16 protein-coding genes are annotated in these 18,297 nt (G+C 58.9%); 10 read left to right on the top strand and 6 right to left on the bottom strand.

All coding sequences use genetic code 11. The annotated features are described in order from the left end of the window. The first annotated feature begins 153 nt into the window (after positions 1-153). Positions 154-678, top strand: coding sequence for a hypothetical protein (locus ACWHXD_RS13685; RefSeq protein WP_098951584.1), 525 nt, complete (start codon positions 154-156; stop codon positions 676-678). A 725-nt stretch (positions 679-1,403) separates the two neighbouring features. Here the strand turns inward: ACWHXD_RS13685 and ACWHXD_RS13680 are convergent. Further along, positions 1,404-2,423, bottom strand: coding sequence for an AraC family transcriptional regulator (locus tag ACWHXD_RS13680; protein WP_138763040.1), 1,020 nt, complete (start codon positions 2,421-2,423; stop codon positions 1,404-1,406). A 168-nt stretch (positions 2,424-2,591) separates the two neighbouring features. On the opposite strand from ACWHXD_RS13680, the gene efeU reads away from it, so the two are divergent. From efeU to efeO (ACWHXD_RS13660), 4 genes are read left to right on the top strand one after another with little or no spacing between them, the layout of a single operon-like run. After that, the gene (gene efeU / locus ACWHXD_RS13675) at positions 2,592-3,437 is read left to right on the top strand and encodes an iron uptake transporter permease EfeU (protein WP_138763041.1); all 846 of its coding nucleotides are present in this window, start codon (positions 2,592-2,594) and stop codon (positions 3,435-3,437) included. Between the two features lie 10 nt (positions 3,438-3,447). Beyond that, complete coding sequence (gene efeO, locus ACWHXD_RS13670) at positions 3,448-4,650, top strand: iron uptake system protein EfeO (RefSeq protein WP_138763042.1); 1,203 nt, start codon at positions 3,448-3,450, stop codon at positions 4,648-4,650. Between the two features lie 14 nt (positions 4,651-4,664). Further along, positions 4,665-5,969 carry an iron uptake transporter deferrochelatase/peroxidase subunit gene (gene efeB / locus ACWHXD_RS13665; protein ID WP_138763043.1) on the top strand — a complete coding sequence of 435 codons (1,305 nt, stop codon included), beginning with the start codon at positions 4,665-4,667 and terminating at the stop codon, positions 5,967-5,969. 25 nt (positions 5,970-5,994) lie between these two features. Further along, positions 5,995-6,810: an iron uptake system protein EfeO gene (gene efeO / locus ACWHXD_RS13660; RefSeq protein WP_138763044.1), complete on the top strand. Its 816-nt coding sequence runs from the start codon at positions 5,995-5,997 to the stop codon at positions 6,808-6,810. Between the two features lie 71 nt (positions 6,811-6,881). On the opposite strand, the gene pssA is transcribed toward efeO (ACWHXD_RS13660), so the two are convergent. After that, complete coding sequence (pssA, locus tag ACWHXD_RS13655; RefSeq protein WP_138763045.1) at positions 6,882-8,225, bottom strand: CDP-diacylglycerol--serine O-phosphatidyltransferase; 1,344 nt, start codon at positions 8,223-8,225, stop codon at positions 6,882-6,884. A 125-nt stretch (positions 8,226-8,350) separates the two neighbouring features. Here pssA and ACWHXD_RS13650 point away from each other — a divergent pair, with 125 nt between their 5' ends. Next, positions 8,351-8,914, top strand: a complete 564-nt coding sequence (locus ACWHXD_RS13650) for a TetR/AcrR family transcriptional regulator (RefSeq protein ID WP_032891997.1) — start codon at positions 8,351-8,353, stop codon at positions 8,912-8,914. Between the two features lie 54 nt (positions 8,915-8,968). Beyond that, positions 8,969-9,448: a nuclear transport factor 2 family protein gene (locus ACWHXD_RS13645; protein WP_138763046.1), complete on the top strand. Its 480-nt coding sequence runs from the start codon at positions 8,969-8,971 to the stop codon at positions 9,446-9,448. Between the two features lie 530 nt (positions 9,449-9,978). Here ACWHXD_RS13645 and ACWHXD_RS13640 read toward each other — a convergent pair. Together ACWHXD_RS13640 and ACWHXD_RS13635 are read right to left on the bottom strand one after the other, a co-directional pair. Continuing rightward, positions 9,979-11,136, bottom strand: a complete 1,158-nt coding sequence (locus ACWHXD_RS13640) for a PQQ-dependent sugar dehydrogenase (protein WP_138763047.1) — start codon at positions 11,134-11,136, stop codon at positions 9,979-9,981. A gap of 12 nt (positions 11,137-11,148) precedes the next feature. After that, positions 11,149-11,460: a hypothetical protein gene (locus ACWHXD_RS13635; RefSeq protein ID WP_032892000.1), complete on the bottom strand. Its 312-nt coding sequence runs from the start codon at positions 11,458-11,460 to the stop codon at positions 11,149-11,151. A gap of 185 nt (positions 11,461-11,645) precedes the next feature. On the opposite strand from ACWHXD_RS13635, the gene ku reads away from it, so the two are divergent. Beyond that, the gene (gene ku, locus ACWHXD_RS13630) at positions 11,646-12,485 is read left to right on the top strand and encodes a non-homologous end joining protein Ku (protein ID WP_138763048.1); all 840 of its coding nucleotides are present in this window, start codon (positions 11,646-11,648) and stop codon (positions 12,483-12,485) included. A gap of 24 nt (positions 12,486-12,509) precedes the next feature. Next, positions 12,510-15,026, top strand: coding sequence for a DNA ligase D (ligD, locus tag ACWHXD_RS13625; RefSeq protein ID WP_138763049.1), 2,517 nt, complete (start codon positions 12,510-12,512; stop codon positions 15,024-15,026). An 18-nt stretch (positions 15,027-15,044) separates the two neighbouring features. On the opposite strand, the gene lpxO is transcribed toward ligD, so the two are convergent. Beyond that, positions 15,045-15,944 (bottom strand): lipid A hydroxylase LpxO, encoded by a 900-nt coding sequence (gene lpxO / locus ACWHXD_RS13620; protein WP_003191066.1) that lies wholly within the window; start codon positions 15,942-15,944, stop codon positions 15,045-15,047. A 264-nt stretch (positions 15,945-16,208) separates the two neighbouring features. Further along, on the bottom strand, positions 16,209-17,534 hold the full coding sequence (locus tag ACWHXD_RS13615) for a Wzz/FepE/Etk N-terminal domain-containing protein (protein ID WP_138763050.1): 1,326 nt from the start codon (positions 17,532-17,534) through the stop codon (positions 16,209-16,211). Positions 17,535-17,874: 340 nt separating this feature from the next. On the opposite strand from ACWHXD_RS13615, the gene ACWHXD_RS13610 reads away from it, so the two are divergent. Next, positions 17,875-18,261, top strand: coding sequence for a TIGR03067 domain-containing protein (locus ACWHXD_RS13610; protein WP_138763051.1), 387 nt, complete (start codon positions 17,875-17,877; stop codon positions 18,259-18,261). Positions 18,262-18,297 lie beyond the last annotated feature (36 nt).

The raw sequence follows: 18,297 nt of genomic DNA, 5'->3' as shown, positions 1-18,297 counted from the left end.
GGTAATTTCCTAGTACTGCGCTACACCTGGCTTCCAGCTTTAAATACTTCAGAAACAACAGTGCGTTTTCATGTAGGCAAACAGCACCCCACGTTAAAGTAATTGGCGCACGTGTCGACAACCAAGTGCCACTTACTAATGGAGGAAGGCGACATGGCTATCATGTTGACTGCTGAGCAGATGAGGCATACGAAGGCAACCAACGCTTACGTTATTAAAAACCCTGAGCAAATAACGAATGAATTCACAATCACTGAGGAGTCCGTAGCAGCTGACACACTAAATCTTGGTGAAACAAAAAAAATCGCCGACCTGAAAGAATATTTAAAGGGCTTTGACATGACAGCCATAAGCTCAGATGACCTCAGAAAAGTAGCGCGACGATTATTCGACAATGAAATGATAGATATACATGCATTTGTAATATTCGCCGAAGGCAATTTGGCGAGTGGTGCAGATGGCCTTCCTACAGAAACAGACGTTAAATTCAACGCCATCGCTTTGTTTAATGAGCGGCTTGAGGACTACAATGATTTCCTTGAGAATAATCCTGCAGACGTGAAAGAAGATACTTTGAGGTGGCGGCGGGGGATGATAGATGCCAATCACGCGATAGGTGCATTGACCTACTTCGTCAACTCTTCCAGCAGTGATTTAAAGATTCATGAGCAAGCTTGAATCCAAGTCGTTTGGGCAGTGCGCTAAGGAGGATCTTAACGCACTGCCAATGCAGGCCTTCAGCGGCCGTACTTGGCGATGCCTGAGTAGGATTTCACATCAGGGTCGGAATTGAACATAGCGACTCGATAGGTACCAAACGATCCAGAGTATGAAGCGCTGCTCCCAAAGCTTGTCGCAACAGATTGCCAAGAGGCTCCCAACTGCTTTTGGATAATCAACTGTGGCGCCCGCCCTCCTCCCGTGGAAGCTGAGGCGTCAATAGTCGCACCCGCACATCCATTCGCGGAAGTTATGGCGAACGGACCATACACTGTCGTTTCGACACCAGGCGGCAAAAGCCCGCTATAGCTGTCACTTATATACAGACACAAGGCCGGCACCTGAGCAGACAAAAGCATTAACGCGAGACACGGCAACGCAATAAGACATTTCATGATCTCACCTCAAATCAGCAAATAGTAAATAAATACCCACTCGAAATATCTGATCTTTTATTTCCCCATAAGCGCACCTCACAGTTAAGCAATGGCTGCCAGCACACGACACTCGATATCAACCCAGCAGATATCAAGCACCCACTAATGCGGGTGAGAACACGTTGCTTACGGTGCACGAAATCAAGCGCTAAATATGCCAGCCACGTCCTAAAATATAGAAGGAGCGTTCTGTCATACTTGGGTGAAGGAATAAGTGAGAACTGTCCTAATCCCGCATGACGGAAGTTAGAGTCGACTCGGCTCGCTCAAAATCAAACTCCGATAATGCCCGGGATTCGATCCAGACCACTTACGAAACGCCTTGTAGAACGAACTCGCATCGGCAAACCCCAACCGCGTGGCAATTTCCGCAAAGCTGATTTGCGGTTCAGCCAGCCACACAATCGCCAGTTCCTTGCGCACGCTGTCCTTGAGGCCTTGATAGGTCTGCCCTTCTTCCGCCAAACGGCGGCGTAGTGTGGACGCAGAAATACACAACCGGGCGGCAAGCCCCTCGGTTTCCGGCCAGGTGTCGGGGGGCATCTGCCGCAAGTCGTGCTTGATGCGCGTGGCGAGGCTTTCCGGGTCGCGGTATTTGACCAGGATGTTAGCCGGTGCATGAGCCAGGAAACGCTGGAGCTCTTGCGGGCTGCGCTTGATCGGCAGGTCCAGGCAATCAGCGGAAAAGATCATGCGGGTGCGTGGTCGATCAAAGCGCAGGTTGTCAGAAAACATCACCTGATAATCGTCACAGAAGTCCGGCTGCGCGCAACGCAGCTCAATGGCGAGGATCGGAATACGCCGCCCCGCCAGCCAGCAGGCGACGCCGTGGACGATCATCCAATAGGTGAAGTAGGTAAACGCTCGCTTGGGCTCATCAGGCTCGAGCAGGACAATTTCCGCCAGGCTCTGTTGGCGCACCAGCTGGGCTGGCAGGTGCTCCAGCATCAGCGAGAGAAACCCCAAGCCGGTTTCCAGGCCGGCCGCCAGGCTGGGTTGCGCCATGGCGGCGCGACACAGGAACGCCAGGCTGCCGGATTTGAGTTTGCGCGGGTCCATACCAAAGAACTCATCATCCCTGCGCCGCGCCAGCAAACGCCACAGGCGTGCATAGGCGGTGGCCGCCACGCGAGCGCCGGGCTGCTCAAGCAATTCCGGGGCAATCCCGACTTTACTCAATGCCTCAACGGTGGCCGCTCCCGGCGCGCAACTCTGCAACAGCGCTTCGCGCACGAGGTGGATGGAGATGGTGTCTTTTTCCGACATGGGGCGTTGAGCTGTCCAGCTGCGGTGTGGTTGGCCTGCATCATAAGGGCGGTTGCGCTTCGCCACCACTGTTCAGCCCACGTTCAGCAAAGGTCAATATTTCTTGTTTAGCAATGAGTATCATTATGTTACAACTTAGCTCCCTAACTAGTTGCGCCCGGGTGCCCGATGCTCGTTCCTTTTTTAATCATGCTGCGCGAAGGCATTGAAGCGGCATTGATCGTTGGCATTATCGCCAGTTACCTGCAACAGACCGGGCGTGGCCAGTGGATGCCCGCAGTGTGGATCGGCGTGTTCCTTGCGGCGGCGCTGGCGCTGCTGGTGGGCGGTGGCCTGGAGTTGGTCAGTGCGGAATTCCCGCAAAAACAGCAGGAATTGTTTGAAGGTGTCGTCGGGCTGGTCGCCGTGGGCATCCTCAGTTCCATGGTGTTCTGGATGCGCAAGGTGGCGCGCTCGATTAAGCACTCGCTGCATGAGTCCCTGGACCATGCACTGGCCGGCTCCAGGCATCAGGTGTTCGCCCTGATCGCCATGGTGTTTTTCGCCGTGGCCCGCGAAGGGCTGGAGACGGTGTTCTTCCTGTTGGCCGTGTTTCAGCAGAGCGAAGGCCCAGGTGCTCCGGTGGGCGCCCTGCTCGGCCTGATCTTGGCCATTGTCGTGGGTTTGCTGATTTATTCCGGCAGCATGCGCCTGAACCTCGGCGCATTTTTCCGCTGGACCGGCCTGTTCATCCTGGTGGTCGCCGCCGGCATTCTCGCCAACTCGGTGCAAGCCCTGCATGAAGCCGGCGTGTGGAATCACTGGCAGACCGTGCTGTTCGACTTCAGCGCCGCATTGCCCATGGACAGCCCACTCGGTTCAGTACTGGCCGGCATGTTCGGTTACCAGGAGGCGCCGACCGTCAGCACCCTGGGCGCCTATCTGATTTACCTGGTGGTGGCCCTGGTGATGTTCTTCCTGCCCTCGGCCCCGACCCAGCCTGTTGCCAACACTTCTTCCGTTTCCAGCCAGTAAGGACCGTCTCTTGCCCAACCCAACCCCTCAATCGGCCCCGCCGTCCCGCACCCTGCGCTGGGGCGTGGCCGGCTCGGTGGTGGTGATGATCGCCGCCGGTGGCCTGTTCTACTACGCCTCGCAATTGGCCGCCGGCAAGCGCCAGGCCAACCACAATGAAATCGCGGTGACCATCCACAGCCACGCCTGCGAACCCAACGCCCTGACGGTACCGGCCGGGCATGCCAGCTTTCGCATCATCAACCGTTCCGACCGCGCGGTGGAGTGGGAAATCCTCGACGGCGTGCTGGTGGTCGAAGAACGGGAAAACATTGCCCCGGGCCTGAGCCAGGTGATCAACGCCAACCTGCTGCCCGGCGACTACGCCATTACCTGTGGCCTGCTGAGCAACCCGCGCGGCACCTTGCATGTCACGCCCACGGCAGAGTCTGACGCCCAGGCCAAGGCCAAGCCGTCGATGGTGGCCTTTATCGGCCCGTTGTCGGAGTTTCGCGTGTACTTGAGCGGCCAAGGCGGTGCGCTGGTCAAGGCCGTGACGGCCCTGCAACAGGCCATCGCCGCCGGTGACCTGGCCCAGGCCCAGGCGCTGTATGTACCGGCCCGCGAGGCGTATCAGCGCCTGGCGCCTGCGTCCCAGCGCCTGGCCGAATTGGATAACGCGATCAACGCCCGCGCCGATTACTTTGAAAAACGCGAGCAAGACCCCGCCTTCAGCGGCTTCCACCGTCTTGAATACGGCCTGTTCCAGCAACACAGCCTTGACGGCCTGGCGCCGGTTGCCCAACGCCTGGTCACCGACGTCACCACGCTCAAGCAACAGTTACTGGCCCAGTCCCTGCCACCGGAGCAACTGGTGAGCATTGTGGTGCGCAACCTAAACAGCCTGGCGGACGTGCGGGCGGCGAGCGGTGAAGAGGAACGCTACAGCCACATCGACCTGAACGGCTTTGCCGCCAACCTGGAGGTCGCGCACAAAGTGGTCGACCTGATGCGCCCGTTGCTGGGCAAGTCCGCCGCCGACCTGTTGCCCACTATCGACAGCGCGCTCAGCGCCTTCGACGCCGAACTCAACGGGCTCAAGGTGAATGACCGCTACCCCAGCTACGACAAGATTACAGCCGATCAGCGCAAGCAGATCGCCGACAAGGCCAAGGCACTGGCCGTTGCACTCGATGGAATCGACCCCGCCCTTGGCCTTTCCGGCCTGCAGTGAAGACGACCGCATACATGAGTGATACAGAACAGTTTGACCTCCAACGTCGCCGCGTCCTGTTGGGCATGGCGGCCACCGGCGCTGCGATTGCCGGCAGCAGCCTGAGCTGCCCGGCGATGGCTGCAGCGGCTGAGCAAGTCACCACCGCACCGCGCAGTGACAAAACCCAGGACCACCAGGCGTTTTTTGGCAAGCACCAAAGCGGCATCGTCACCCCGCGCCCGGCCTGCGGCATGGTCGTGGCGTTCGATGTGCTGGCCAGCGACCGCGAAGACCTGGAACGCCTGTTCCGCACCCTCAACGAGCGCATCGCGTTCCTGATGACCGGCGGCACCGTGCCCCAGGTCGACCCGAAATTACCGCCTACCGATTCCGGCATCCTTGGCCCGGTGGTCACGCCAGATAACCTGACCATCACCGTGTCGGTCGGCGAGTCATTGTTCGACGAACGCTTCGGCCTCGCGGCAGCCAAACCCAAGCGCCTGAGCCGCATGGTCGGTTTTCCCAACGATGCGCTGGAGCCCGCGCAGTGCCATGGCGACCTGAGCCTGCAGTTCAGCTCCAACACGCCGGACACCAATATCCACGCCCTGCGCGACATCGTCAAAAACCTGCCCGACCTGCTGCTGGTGCGCTGGAAGCAAGAAGGCAGCGTGCCGCCCCAGGCACCGACTAAACCCGGTGAACCGGCGCAGAGTGCGCGCAACTTCCTGGGCTTTCGCGATGGCTCGGCCAACCCCAATTCCAACGATGACAAGGCCATGGACCAGATCGTCTGGGTACAGCCCACCAGCGACGAACCGGCCTGGGCCGCCCATGGCAGTTACCAGGCCGTGCGCATCATCCGTAACTTTGTCGAGCGCTGGGATCGCACCCCGCTGCAAGAACAGGAAAGCATCATCGGCCGTATCAAACCCACGGGCGCGCCCATGGACGGCCAGCATGAAACCCAGGTCCCGGACTACAGCAAGGACCCTGAAGGCAAGTTGACCAAGCTCGATGCCCACATCCGCCTGGCCAACCCGCGCACCCCGCAGACCCAGGCCAACCTGATCCTGCGGCGGCCGTTCAACTACTCCAACGGCGTCAACAAGAACGGTCAACTGGACATGGGCTTGTTGTTCATCTGCTACCAGGCTGACCTGGAGAAAGGCTTTATCAGCGTGCAAACCCGGCTCAACGGCGAGCCGCTGGAGGAGTACCTCAAGCCCGTGGGTGGCGGGTATTTCTTCACCTTGCCCGGGGTCACCGGGCCCAAGGATTTCATCGGGCGCACGCTGCTGGCTGCAACGCACCCTCACGAACCTGCCAAGACCTAAAACACACCAGAGCGGAATGTCTCCCATGAAGAAGTCGTCTATTGCGTTGTTGTTACTCAGCCTTTCGCCACTGGCAAGCTTCGCCGCTACTGCGCCGTTGGACCTGGTGGGCCCGGTGTCGGATTACAAGATCTACGTCACCGAAGAAATCGGCGAACTGGTCACCCAGACCCACGCGTTCACCGACGCCATCAATAAGGGCGACCTGGCCACGGCCAAGAAGCTGTATGCGCCGACTCGCGTGCACTATGAATCCATCGAGCCGATCGCCGAGCTGTTCAGCGACCTCGACGCCTCCATCGACTCCCGTGTGGACGACCATGAAAAAGGCGTGACGGCCGAAGACTTCACCGGCTTTCACCGCATTGAATACGCACTGTTCTCGCAGAACTCGACCCAGGGCCTGCAAGCGCTGACCGCCAAGCTCAACGCCGATGTGAATGACCTCAAGACCCGCGTCGATGGCCTGACTTTCCCGCCGGAGAAAGTCGTGGGTGGTGCCGCTGCGTTGCTGGAAGAAGTCGCGGCCACCAAAATCTCCGGTGAGGAAGACCGTTACAGCCATACCGACCTGTACGACTTCCAGGGCAACATCGACGGCGCGAAAAAAATCGTCGACCTGTTCCGTGGCCAGATCGGGCAGCAGGACCAGGCCTTCCTGGCCAAAGTCGACAAGAACTTTGCCAGCGTCGACAAGATCCTGGCCAAGTACAAAACCAAGGACGGCGGCTTTGAGACCTATGACAAGGTCAAGGACAACGACCGCAAGGCGTTGGTCGGCCCGGTCAACACCCTGGCCGAAGACCTCTCGACCCTGCGCGGCAAGCTGGGTTTGAACTAACTGCCGCGCACAAAAAAACACCCAGTCCCTGTCGAAGGGGCTGGGTGTTTTTTTGCGGGCACGTTGCTCAGCTAGAGAATGCGATACAGCAAGCGCTCGATCCGCACCCGGCTGACACGCCGCAGGAACTTGCCGACAGCGGGCGGGTAATCCACCAGCGTCTGCAATTGCTGGTAACCCTGGATACGCGTGGTGTGCTGGAAAATATTCGCAAGCTCGGCGCTTCGCGGCTCCAGCCATTGGCCTTGAGGGTCGTCGATCAGCAAGCCATTTTCCAGATCAAGGCGAAATGCCCGAGGGTTGAGGTTGTTGCCGGTGAGCAAGGTGTAGCGCTCATCCACCCACATGCCCTTGAGGTGGTAGGTGTTATCGCCGTCGCGCCATAAGTGCAGGTTCAACTGGCCGCTGTTGATCATCGGCTGGTGCCGCTTGGCAAAGCGTCGCAGGCTGATCTCGTACAGGTACGGCAACGCCGCAATCACCTTGAAAGGCTCGGTGGGCGGAATGTAGAAGTCGTTGGCGGTCTTGTCGCCCACCACGATGTCGATCTTCACGCCGCGTGCCAGGGCGCGGTTGATCTCACGGGTCACCGGCAATGGCAGGTTGAAATACGGCGTGCAAATAGTCAGTTGCTGCTGGGCGCTGGCGATCAGTTCGAGGATCACCCGGCTCAACGGGTTGTTCTTGCCGACGCCCAGCAAGGGGCTGACCGACAGATGGTCGTTGGGCAATTGCCCGGCCGTGGTGTCGTAGGTCGCATGCTTGAGACGGCTGCGCAGGTCGCCGATGTCGTTGCGCAAGCTGCGGGTGGTGGGCGGGTTCGGCAGATCCAGGCGATGCACGGCCTTGGACGCTACCAGGCCGTGTTCCACCAGGTGCTGCATCGAATCGGCCAAGGGTTGGCTATGGATCAGGTGGTAACGGTCGAAGCGGTATTTGTCGAACTTGTGCAGGTACACATTGTTCAGGCTGGCGCCGCTGTAGAGCACGCTGTCATCGATCACAAAACCCTTGAGGTGCAACACGCCGAACAGCTCGCGGGTTTGCACCGGCACGCCGTACACCGGCACTTCGGTGGCGTGGCGCTGGGTCATCGCCTGGTACCAGGCGCTGTTGCCCGGTTGCTTGCCCGCGCCGATCAACCCACGCTGGGCGCGCAGCCAATCCACCATCACCACGATGTCCAGTTCAGGCCGTGCGGCCTTGGCGGCGTGTAGCGCGTCGTAGATTTCCTGCCCCGCCTCGTCCTGCTGCAAGTACAAGGCAACGATGTAGATACGCCGCGTGGCCTGGGCGATTTTCTCCAGCAGGCAGCGACGATAGGCGTCAGCGCTGGGCAGCACCTCAATGGCCTCGTTGGACAACGGAAAACCGCGCAGCTTGGGCAACAGGGAGCGTTTGAAGAACGACGGCATAGGGCTCGCAATGGGTCGAATCCGAAGAGGCCCAAAGCTTACACCATGAGGCTGCTCAGGTCTCGCGGTGGGTAATTTAAAAAAACCTGTTGACCATGAAGAACGATCGTTCTACTGTATTCGACATGAACGATATAACCCAGAATGAAACCCGCGACATCATCCTCGACGTCACCGAGAAGTTGATCTATCGCCACGGCATCGCTGCCACCGGCATGGACTTACTGGTGAAAACCGCCGGTGTGTCGAGAAAAAGTATCTACCGCTACTTCGCCAACAAGGATGAGTTAGTGGTGGCCGCCCTGCAACGCCGCGACGAGCGCTGGATGCAGTGGCTGCGCAGCGAAGTGGAACGCAGTGACGACAGCGGCGAGCGCCTGCTGGGGCTGTTCAGCGCGCTCAAGCGCTGGTTCGGCTCGGCAGACTTTCGCGGCTGCGCTTTTATCAATACCAGTGGCGAAACTGGCGACGCCCAAGACCCGGTGCGCCTGTTGGCCAAAGCCCATAAACGCAAACTGTTCGAGTACGCACTTGAACTGTGCCAAGCACATGGCACACCCGACCCGGAGCAGCAGGCCGCGCAACTGCTGATTCTGATCGATGGCGCCATTACCGTTGCCCTGGTCATGGGTGATTCAACAGCTGCCGATAATGCGCAATGCATGGCGCGAACTTTACTGCAACTGTGAACCCACAGCCCAGGCAACTTTAGACCCAACCTTTATTGCTTTGAGGAGTCGCCCATGTCAGCCCAAGAAGAAGTCCGCCCGCCCCTGCCGCCGTTTACCCGCACGTCTGCCATCGAAAAAGTTCGCCTGGCCGAAGATGGCTGGAACTCCCGCGACCCGCAGCGCGTGTCCCTGGCTTATACACTGGATACGAACTGGCGTAACCGCGCCGAATTTGCCCATAACCGCGAAGAAGCCAAGCAGTTCCTGACCCGCAAATGGGCCAAAGAGCTGGATTATCGACTGATCAAGGAATTGTGGGCCTTCACCGATAACCGCATCGCCGTGCGCTACGCCTATGAATGGCACGATGATTCGGGTAACTGGTTTCGCTCGTACGGCAATGAGAACTGGGCGTTCGATGAGAACGGCTTGATGGCCAACCGCTTTGCCTGCATCAACGATATGCCGATCAAGGAGAGCGAGCGCAAATTCCATTGGCCGCTGGGGCGGCGCCCGGATGAGCATCCGGGCCTGTCAGAACTGGGGCTATAACCCCGATTCTGTAGGCAGCGTGAGATCCAATGTGGGAGCTGGCTTGCCTGCGAAGACGGCCTTACAGTCGACACCGTTATACCGAGTACATATCCATTGCTGCGGTAACGGCCACTTAGGGTTCCGCTCTGACAGCGGGTCACTTTTGGAAAAGAGCCCCAAAAGTAACCAAAAGGGCTCTTGCCCCACCACTCGGCACCTCGCTGTGGCTCGGTGTGCCCGTAATCCGCCAGTGATTTGGGGGGCCGCCGCCACGCGCCATCCATGGCGCGGGGCGGCTAAACCGGCATCCCTGCCGGTTTACCCCCCAAATCCCTGTCGAATTCCGGCCAGCGTGGTTTAACGGGGCGCCTGAGATCAAGAGCAGATCAAGAGCAGAGCAAGAGCGACTCGCTTCGCATCGTGGTTACCGTCTGCTGTTACAACCCACAACGTTGTGTAGATACCTATGCCTTCGCAAGCCAGCTCACACATTTGGATCGCGGGGCATCAATTGGATCAACGTCTGCTAACAGCGCCCTCCCACACGTTTAGTCCTGATTCAGCCCCACTCGATACAACACACCGTCATCCTCATCCGTCAGCACATACAGAAACCCATCCGGCCCCTGCCGCACATCGCGAATCCGCGCTTTCAATTCGCCCAGCAAGCGTTCCTCGTGAACCACCTTGTCACCCTCGAACTGCAAGCGAATCAGCTCCTGGCTGACCAGCGCACCGATAAACAGGTTGTGCTGCCAGGCCTTGAACCGGTCGCCGTCATAGAACGCCATGCCACTGATGCCCGGCGACTTCTCCCACACATGATGGGGCGCCACTGTGCCCTCTGCCGTTTTGCCCTTGGCTTCGGGAATCGGCAGCAGGGAATAGTTGATGCCATGGGTCGCCAGCGGCCAGCCATAGTTCTTGCCGCGCTCGATGATATTGACTTCATCACCGCCACGGGGCCCGTGTTCATTTTCCCAGATCGTGCCGCTCCAGGGGTTCAGGGCCAGCCCTTGCGGGTTGCGCTGCCCGTAGGACCAGATCTCGGGACGCACGCCGGGCTGACCGACAAAGGGGTTGTCATCCGGCACGCGCCCATCCGGGTAGATGCGCACCACTTTGCCTTGCAACTTGTCCAGGTCCTGGGCCGTAGGGCGGTCGTTGTTTTCACCCAGGGTCACGAACAGGTAGCCGTCCCGGTCAAAGGCCAGGCGCGAACCGAAGTGGTTGCCGGTAGACAGCTTGGGCTCCTGGCGCAGAATCACCTTGAAGTCCTCCAAGCCGCTCAGGTCAGTTGCCAAGCGCCCACGCCCTACGGCAGTGCCAGCCTTGCCGCCCTCGCCACCGCCTTCGGCGTACGACAGGTACACCAGGCGGTCCTGCTTGAAGTCTGGCGACAGCACCACATCCAGCAACCCGCCCTGCCCTTTGGCCCATACCTGCGGCACGCCCTTCAAGGGTGCAGACAGCTTGCCGTCCGGGCTGACAAAGCGCAGGTTTCCAGGCCGTTCGGTCACCAGGAAACCTTGCTGGTCGGGCAGAAACGCCAACGCCCACGGATGGTCCAGGCCCTTGGCGATCGGTGTTGCGGTGATGCTGCCTTGCTCGCTGGGGAACTGTTGGCTATCGGCGGCATACACCGCGCTCAACGGCAGTAACGCGGCGGCGCACAGGGCGGCTAGCAGGGTTTTACGTACAAACATAAGGCGAAATCCTCAGCGGCGATTGCCGTTGGCATCATAGGTGGGCGCTTTGGGTGCGGTGGCCGGGCGGCTGGGGGCCGCCTCCTGCTTGGGGTAGCGGTTGCCAATGCCGCCGTTTTCCAGCGTCGGCCTCGGGTTGGCCGGGACAGGCTGAATACTGCGAACCGCCGGTGCATTGGGCTGCGTGCCCTGCATGCTATTGGGGTTGGCCCGGTGAATAGGGCCGTGGTCGCTGCTGCGGCCCGGCAGGTTTTGCGCCTGGGCCAATGGCGCAAGGGCCAGGCCCAGCGCCAGTGCTGCAAGATGACGTACACAAGGGTTCATGGCCAAACCTCTCTATGCCAGGTACTACGTGCTTTCGATAACACGCTACGCCGTGGGTTCGGGTTGTGACACTAAATAGTTTCTCATCAGGTGTAACACGATCTGTCCGAGCATCTATCCGCCGAAACTTTTGCCCTGCGCTGTGAGTCACCAGCACACAGGCTCTTCGTTGAGGAATCACACCTATGCCACGGGCAATCTGGAAAGGCGCCATCAGTTTTGGCTTGGTTCACATCCCGGTATCGCTGGTCTCGGCGACCTCTTCACAAGGCGTCGACTTTGACTGGCTGGACAAGCGCAGCATGGACCCGGTGGGCTACAAGCGCATCAACAAAACCACCGGCAAGGAAGTCACCAAGGAAAATATCGTCAAGGGCGTGGCCTTTGAAAAAGGACGCTACGTGGTGCTCAGCGAAGACGAGATTCGCTCGGCCCACCCCAAGTCCACCCAGACCATCGAAATCATCGCCTTCGTCGCCAGCGACCAGATCCCTCTGCAAAACATCGACACGCCCTACTTCCTCGCCCCGGACAAACGCGGCGGCAAGGTCTACGCACTGCTGCGCGAAGCGCTGAAAAAAACCGGCAAGGTCGCGCTGGCCAACGTGGTGCTGCACACCAAGCAACACCTGGCTGCGTTGATGCCGCTGGAGTCGGCCCTGGTGCTGGTCATGCTGCGCTGGCCCGCCGAAGTGCGCAGCCTGGATGAACTGGAACTGGGCAGCGATGTGACAAAACCGACCCTGGCCAAAGGTGAATTGGACATGGCCAAGCGCCTGGTCGAAGACATGAGCGCCGACTGGCAGCCCGATGAATACCGTGACAGCTTCCAGGACAAGATCCGGGCGCTGGTAGCGAAGAAGGCCAAGGCCGGCAAGATAGAAGATGTGGAAACGGCCGAAGGCGGCGAAGAGCGCAAGTCCGCGGATGTCATCGACCTGACCGAACTGCTCAAACGCAGCCTGGCGGGTAAACCTGCGGCGAAAAAAACCGCCACGAAAAAGTCCAATAACAAGGCCTCTTGAGCCTGCCATTGACGGGAGAACGACATGGCAAAGCCCCTGAGCGAGTACAACCGCAAGCGCGATTTCAAGATCACCGCCGAACCCGCCGGCAGCTCACCCAGCAAACGTAAAGCCTCGGCCTTAAGCTTTGTGATCCAAAAACATGATGCACGCAACCTGCATTACGACTTTCGCCTGGAACTTGATGGCGTGCTGTTGAGCTGGGCGGTGCCCAAGGGCCCAAGCCTGGACCCGAGCCAGAAACGCCTGGCGGTGCATGTGGAAGACCACCCACTGAGCTACGGCAGTTTCGAGGGCAGCATTCCCGCCGGCCAATACGGTGCGGGGGATGTGATCGTGTGGGACCGAGGCATTTGGCAACCCCACGATGACCCACGCAAGGCCTATGCGGCGGGTAAACTCAAATTCACCCTGATCGGTGAGAAGCTCTCCGGTGACTGGGCTCTGGTACGAACCCGGCTCAAGGGCAGCGGCGACAAAGAGCAATGGCTGTTGATCAAGGAAAACGATCAGCAAGCGCGCCCGGCGGCTGAATTCGATATTGTCGAGGCCGAGCCGGCCAGCGTGCTCAGTGATGCGGTGGTGGGTAAGCCAAAAGCCAAAGCCAAGGCCAAACCCAAGGCCGCGCCAAAAGCCAAAGCGCCCAAGCGTACCGCTGCCCTGCCGGATGAGTTCGCCCCTCAATTGGCAACCCTGGTGGACCGGGCGCCCGAAGGTGACTGGCGCTACGAGATCAAGTTCGACGGCTACCGCATCATGGCGCGCATTCGCGACGGCGAAGTGCGCCTGTTCACCCGCAACGGCCACGACTGGACCGAGCGCCTGCCGCGTCAGTGCAAAGCCTTGCAAGCCCTCAAGCTCAAGGACAGTTGGCTGGATGGCGAAGTGGTCAGCCTCAATGGCGACGGGCTGCCGGATTTCCAGGCGCTGCAAAACGCGTTCGATATCGGCCGCAGCCTGGACATCGTCTATTACCTGTTCGATGCCCCGTTTTTGAACGGTCGCGACCAACGCGAAGACCCGGTCGAAGAGCGTCGTGCTGCGCTTAAATCCGCACTGTCGGGCAGCCGAAGCAAATTGCTGCGCTTTTCCGAAGCCTTTGCCGCCAGCCAGCGCGATATTTTCGAAAGCGCCTGTGACCTGGCGCTCGAAGGTGTGATCGGCAAGCGTGCCGGCAGCCCCTACGTGTCGCGGCGCAGTGACAACTGGATCAAGCTCAAATGCCGCCTGCGCCAGGAATTCGTGATCGTCGGCTACACCCGCCCTCAAGGTTCGCGCAGCGGCTTTGGTGCGCTGCTGCTGGCGGTCAACGATGACACCGGCCTGGTCTATGCCGGGCGCGTAGGCACGGGCTTTGATCAGGCGGCGCTGAAAAGTATCTATGCCCAGCTCACCCCGCTTGAGCGCAAGGACTCGCCACTGCAAAAGCCGCTGACCAGTGCCCAGGCCCGTGGCGTGCACTGGGTTGAGCCGAGCCTGGTCGGTGAAGTGCAATTTGCCGAGTGGACCCGTGAAGGCGTGGTGCGCCAGGCCGCGTTTGTGGGCCTGCGTACCGACAAGCCAGCCTCGCAGATCATTCATGAACAGCCGCGTGCGGCCAAGTCGGTCAAGGCATCCGGGGCATCGAAAGCCGGTAAAGCCCAGGCAACGGTGAAGAACGTGAAAATCACTCACCCCGATCGCATTATCGACACGCACAGCGGCACGCAAAAACAGCAACTGGCGCAGTTCTACACCGATATCAGTGAATGGATACTGCCCTTCCTGCGTGGACGTGCCGTGTCATTGTTGCGGGCGCCGGAAGGTATTGAAGGTGAGCAGTTCTTCCAGAAGCACTCAGAGCGCATGGCAATCCCGCACATCAAGCAATTGGACCCGGCGCTGGATCCAGGTCATGCGCGCCTGATGGAAATAGACAGCGTGGATGCCCTGGTCGGCGCCGTGCAAATGGGTACGATCGAGTTTCACACCTGGGGGGCCACCGCAGACAAGATCGAAACGCCTGACCTGTTTGTTCTCGATCTCGACCCGGACCCGGCACTGCCCTGGAAAGCCATGCTGGAAGCCGCCCAACTGACCCTGTCGGTACTCGATGAGCTGGGCTTGCAAGCCTTCGTTAAAACCAGCGGCGGCAAGGGCCTGCATTTGATCGTGCCGTTGGCCCGGCGCGATGGCTGGGACACCGTGAAGGCGTTCGCCAAAGCCATTGCCCAATTCATGACCCGGCAACTGCCCGAACGCTTTACCGCCACCAGCGGCCCCAAGAACCGCGTGGGCAAGATCTTTATCGATTACCTGCGCAACGCCCGTGGCGCCAGTACCGTGGCGGCGTATTCAGTGCGGGCACGCCCGGGCCTGCCAGTGTCGGTGCCGGTGAGTCGAGAGGAGTTGAAAGGGTTGCGCGGCGCCCAGCAGTGGACAGTGGCGAACCTGCATCAGCGGCTACAAGCGTTGAAGGACGACCCGTGGGCCGGGTATGCCAATCGGCAGAAGATCAGCAAAAAGATGTGGGACAAGCTGGGCGCGCAACCCCCTGAGTGATCCGCGCCCTGAGCCAGGTCAGATAAGAATGAAGATCAGCGCCAGACCGGCAAAGATCGCCCACTTTTCCAGGTAGTAGCGCGTGCGATTACGCTTTTTGAGCTCTTTGCCACGCAAGCGAATCTTGTACAAGCGAGTGAAGGCACGGTTGAGGCCGCCGGTCTTGTCGCCCTCGTCGTTGGGCGAACCCGCAGCGGCCATCACATTGCGGCTGAACCAACGGTTGAACGCCGCCGCCCAACGGTATTTCATCGGCCGTTCAATGTCGCAGAACAGAATGATGCGGTTCTGTTGGGTGGTGTTTTCCGCGTAGTGAATGTAAGTCTCGTCAAACATCACCGGCTCACCGTCGCGCCAGTAATAGTTTTCACCATCCACGTTGATATAGCAGCCTGGGTCATTAGGCGTATCCAGCCCCAGGTGATAGCGGTAGGAGCCTGCATACGGGTCACGGTGACGCACCAGCTTGGAGCCCGGAGGCAGCTCGGCGAACATCGCCGCTTTGATCGAGCCGATGCTCTGCACCAGTTCGGTGGTGCGGGGGCACAGCTTCATCGCCGACGGGTGGCTGTCGCCGTACCACTTGAGGTAGAAACGCTTCCAGCCGGTCTTGAAGAACGAATTGAAACCTACGTCGTTGTATTGCTCCGAGCGCTTGATCTCCCCCGCTCGCATCAGGTTCTGGCCTTCTTCGCGGATCTCTTCCCAGTGCTCCTGCAACGGGCTCAGGTCCGGAAAGTCGCTGGGTGAGAGATAGGGACGGCTGGGCTGCTTGGAGAACAGGTACAGGAAACAGTTGATCGGCGCCAGGAACGTCGAGTGATCGCTAAGCTGGCGACCCAGCTTGTGTCGCACCCGACCGCGCAGGTGTACATACGCAATGGAAGCAACGTAGAGAGCAACAATGATGAGTTTCAAGGGATTCGTCACACGTCAGGGAGAGAACAGGCTGCTCCTGCGGGCCCACAACGGCCGAGGATGGATAAGCAGCACCTGAAATCACAATTCACATACAGGCAACACGGCCGGCGGGATAACCGCCTGCGTGCCACCATTGGCAGTTATTTAGCCACACTTTGTAACCAAAGGTTAACTAAGAATTGTGAAAAGCTGTCTATTGAGTGTGCTGGGGGTAGGAGCAGGCAGGCCCTTGAGCCTGCCTGTTTGAGGGCGTTTGCAGGGTTACAGCGGCGCGTCTTTACCCTCGCGGCGATCGCCTAATGCCGTATAGGGGACGGCCTGGGTGCGGCTGCGAACGAAGTAGCGGATCAGCGCAATCATCAGGCCCAGCAACAGGCCGCCGACGAGGCTCAACGCGATGACCAGCGGCTTCTTCGGCTTGATCGGCGACAGAGGCTCCTGGGCTCGACGGTCAATCGTCACCAGCTTGAGGTTGCTCATGTCGATGTTCAAACCACGCAACCTGGCGACTTCAGCACGAAGCGGCTCGACGTCCTGCAAGAAGATGTCTTCGTTGCCACGCTTGCGCAACACTTCAACCTCACGGTTGCTTTCCAGCAGTTGCAGGTCTTTGCCGATCTCGGCAATGCGCGGGTTGGTGAAGTCATCACTGGTACGCTGTTGCAATGCAGCGCGCTCGGCTTCCAACGCCTCGGTCCCCATGAAATACAGCGGGATCTTCTGGTTGTTCACCTCGGTACGCATGACCTGGCTCGAACCCGTGCGGGTGGAGTCGGCCATAGAGGACGGCGTTGTCGGTGTACGGATGCCCATGGACTTGGCAATGCTGATGGCTTCGGCCAACTCGGCAAGGCGGTTGGTGCGTTCCATCTTCATCTGCAGGCGCAAAGCGCTCAGTTCATCCTGCAGTTGAGCACGCTTGAGCCGGTCGGCTTCCAGCAGCTTGGCGATCTTGGATTCTTTATCGGTATCGTAGTTGGCGCGGGCGGCGTCGATCTTGCCCTTGAGCTCGCTCAAACGGTTATTGACGATCACCTTCAGGTCAGCACCCACCTGCTGACGCTCGGCGGCAATGGCGTAGTCCACAAAACCGTTGAGAATCGCAACACCGTCGACGTCGGTCGGGTATTGCAGCTCCAGACGAATATAGCTGCTCAACGAATCGGATTTCTTCGGATCGGGCAAAATCAGATTGACCGAATTGCGGTTGAACGCCTCAAAGCTCTGCTCAAGGGTTTGCCCCGGTTTCTTGAACGCCTTGAACAACTCCTCATGGTCCTTGAAGAACCCCAGGCGCGCATCATAAGAGTCCAGCTGTGCGCCCACTTTGAGCAACGCATCGGCAGGCGGCAACTTATACACTTCCGAACGGTTCAAGGCGTCTAGCTCGTTGATTGCCGCAGGCCGCAACACACTACTGACTTCATAGGTCTTGGGTGCCAGGAAGGCATAACCTGCGCCTAATACCCCGACCAGAAGCGTACACCCGACCACCAGCTTTTTTTGTCGCCAGATGGCGTGAAACAATTCAAACAAATCAATTTCATCAGACGCTGCGGAAGGTGGAAGCGGGGAAGTACGATTCAAAATAAGAACACCTTAAAATAATACTAAAAGGCCATCATTCTCAGAAGTCTAAAAGACTTCAAAAATCAGGGACAACGCCCTGGATACGGCAGACCAATGGCGATGTGACCACTCCGCCCCCTGAAATATCCCACAGACTTAGGGATTATTTCGGATTCATTTCGGTGAGTAAGCCAAATGACACAGCCATGTCAGACTGATCTGGTTGCAAGCGTAGTCAATACAACATGAAAAAGCTGTCAAATACCTGTCTTATAAAGAAAAAAATTTCGCCTACCTGTGGGACAGTGTCAGCCTTAATACAATTGAACATTTTTTTGAACAGCAATAAGGAGTTTGCATGTCACCGCTTTCAGCCTCGGACTTTCACGCATTGCAAGGCACTTGGGAACAAACAGTCCTTGAAGACAGTGGCGTGCGTAACCCCGTGGATGCCCACAGCGCGCCAGGTGCGATCACGACCATTGCAGGGGATCGCTTCGAAGTGACCACGGTCAGTGGCGAACTATTATTGGCGGGACGGTTCGAGTTGGACGCCAGTACCACGCCAAAAAGCATCACCTGGACAGATGCCATTGGCGAAGACGCAGGCAAGCAGCTCCCCGCCAGTTACCGGCTCGACGGCGATGATTTCGTATTTATCGCAGCGGATGAAGGCATGCCCAGGCCCACCGTGTTCAGCACCGGCCCTGGGCAAACCATGCGCACCTTCGTACGGCGCTCATGAATTCCCCTCTGTAGGAGCGAGCTTGCTCGCGAAAAA

It is taken from the genome of Pseudomonas fjordensis, assembly GCF_976987115.1.
The sequence above is the reverse complement of the archived record's forward strand: the minus strand, read 5'-3'. Positions and strand labels throughout refer to the sequence as shown.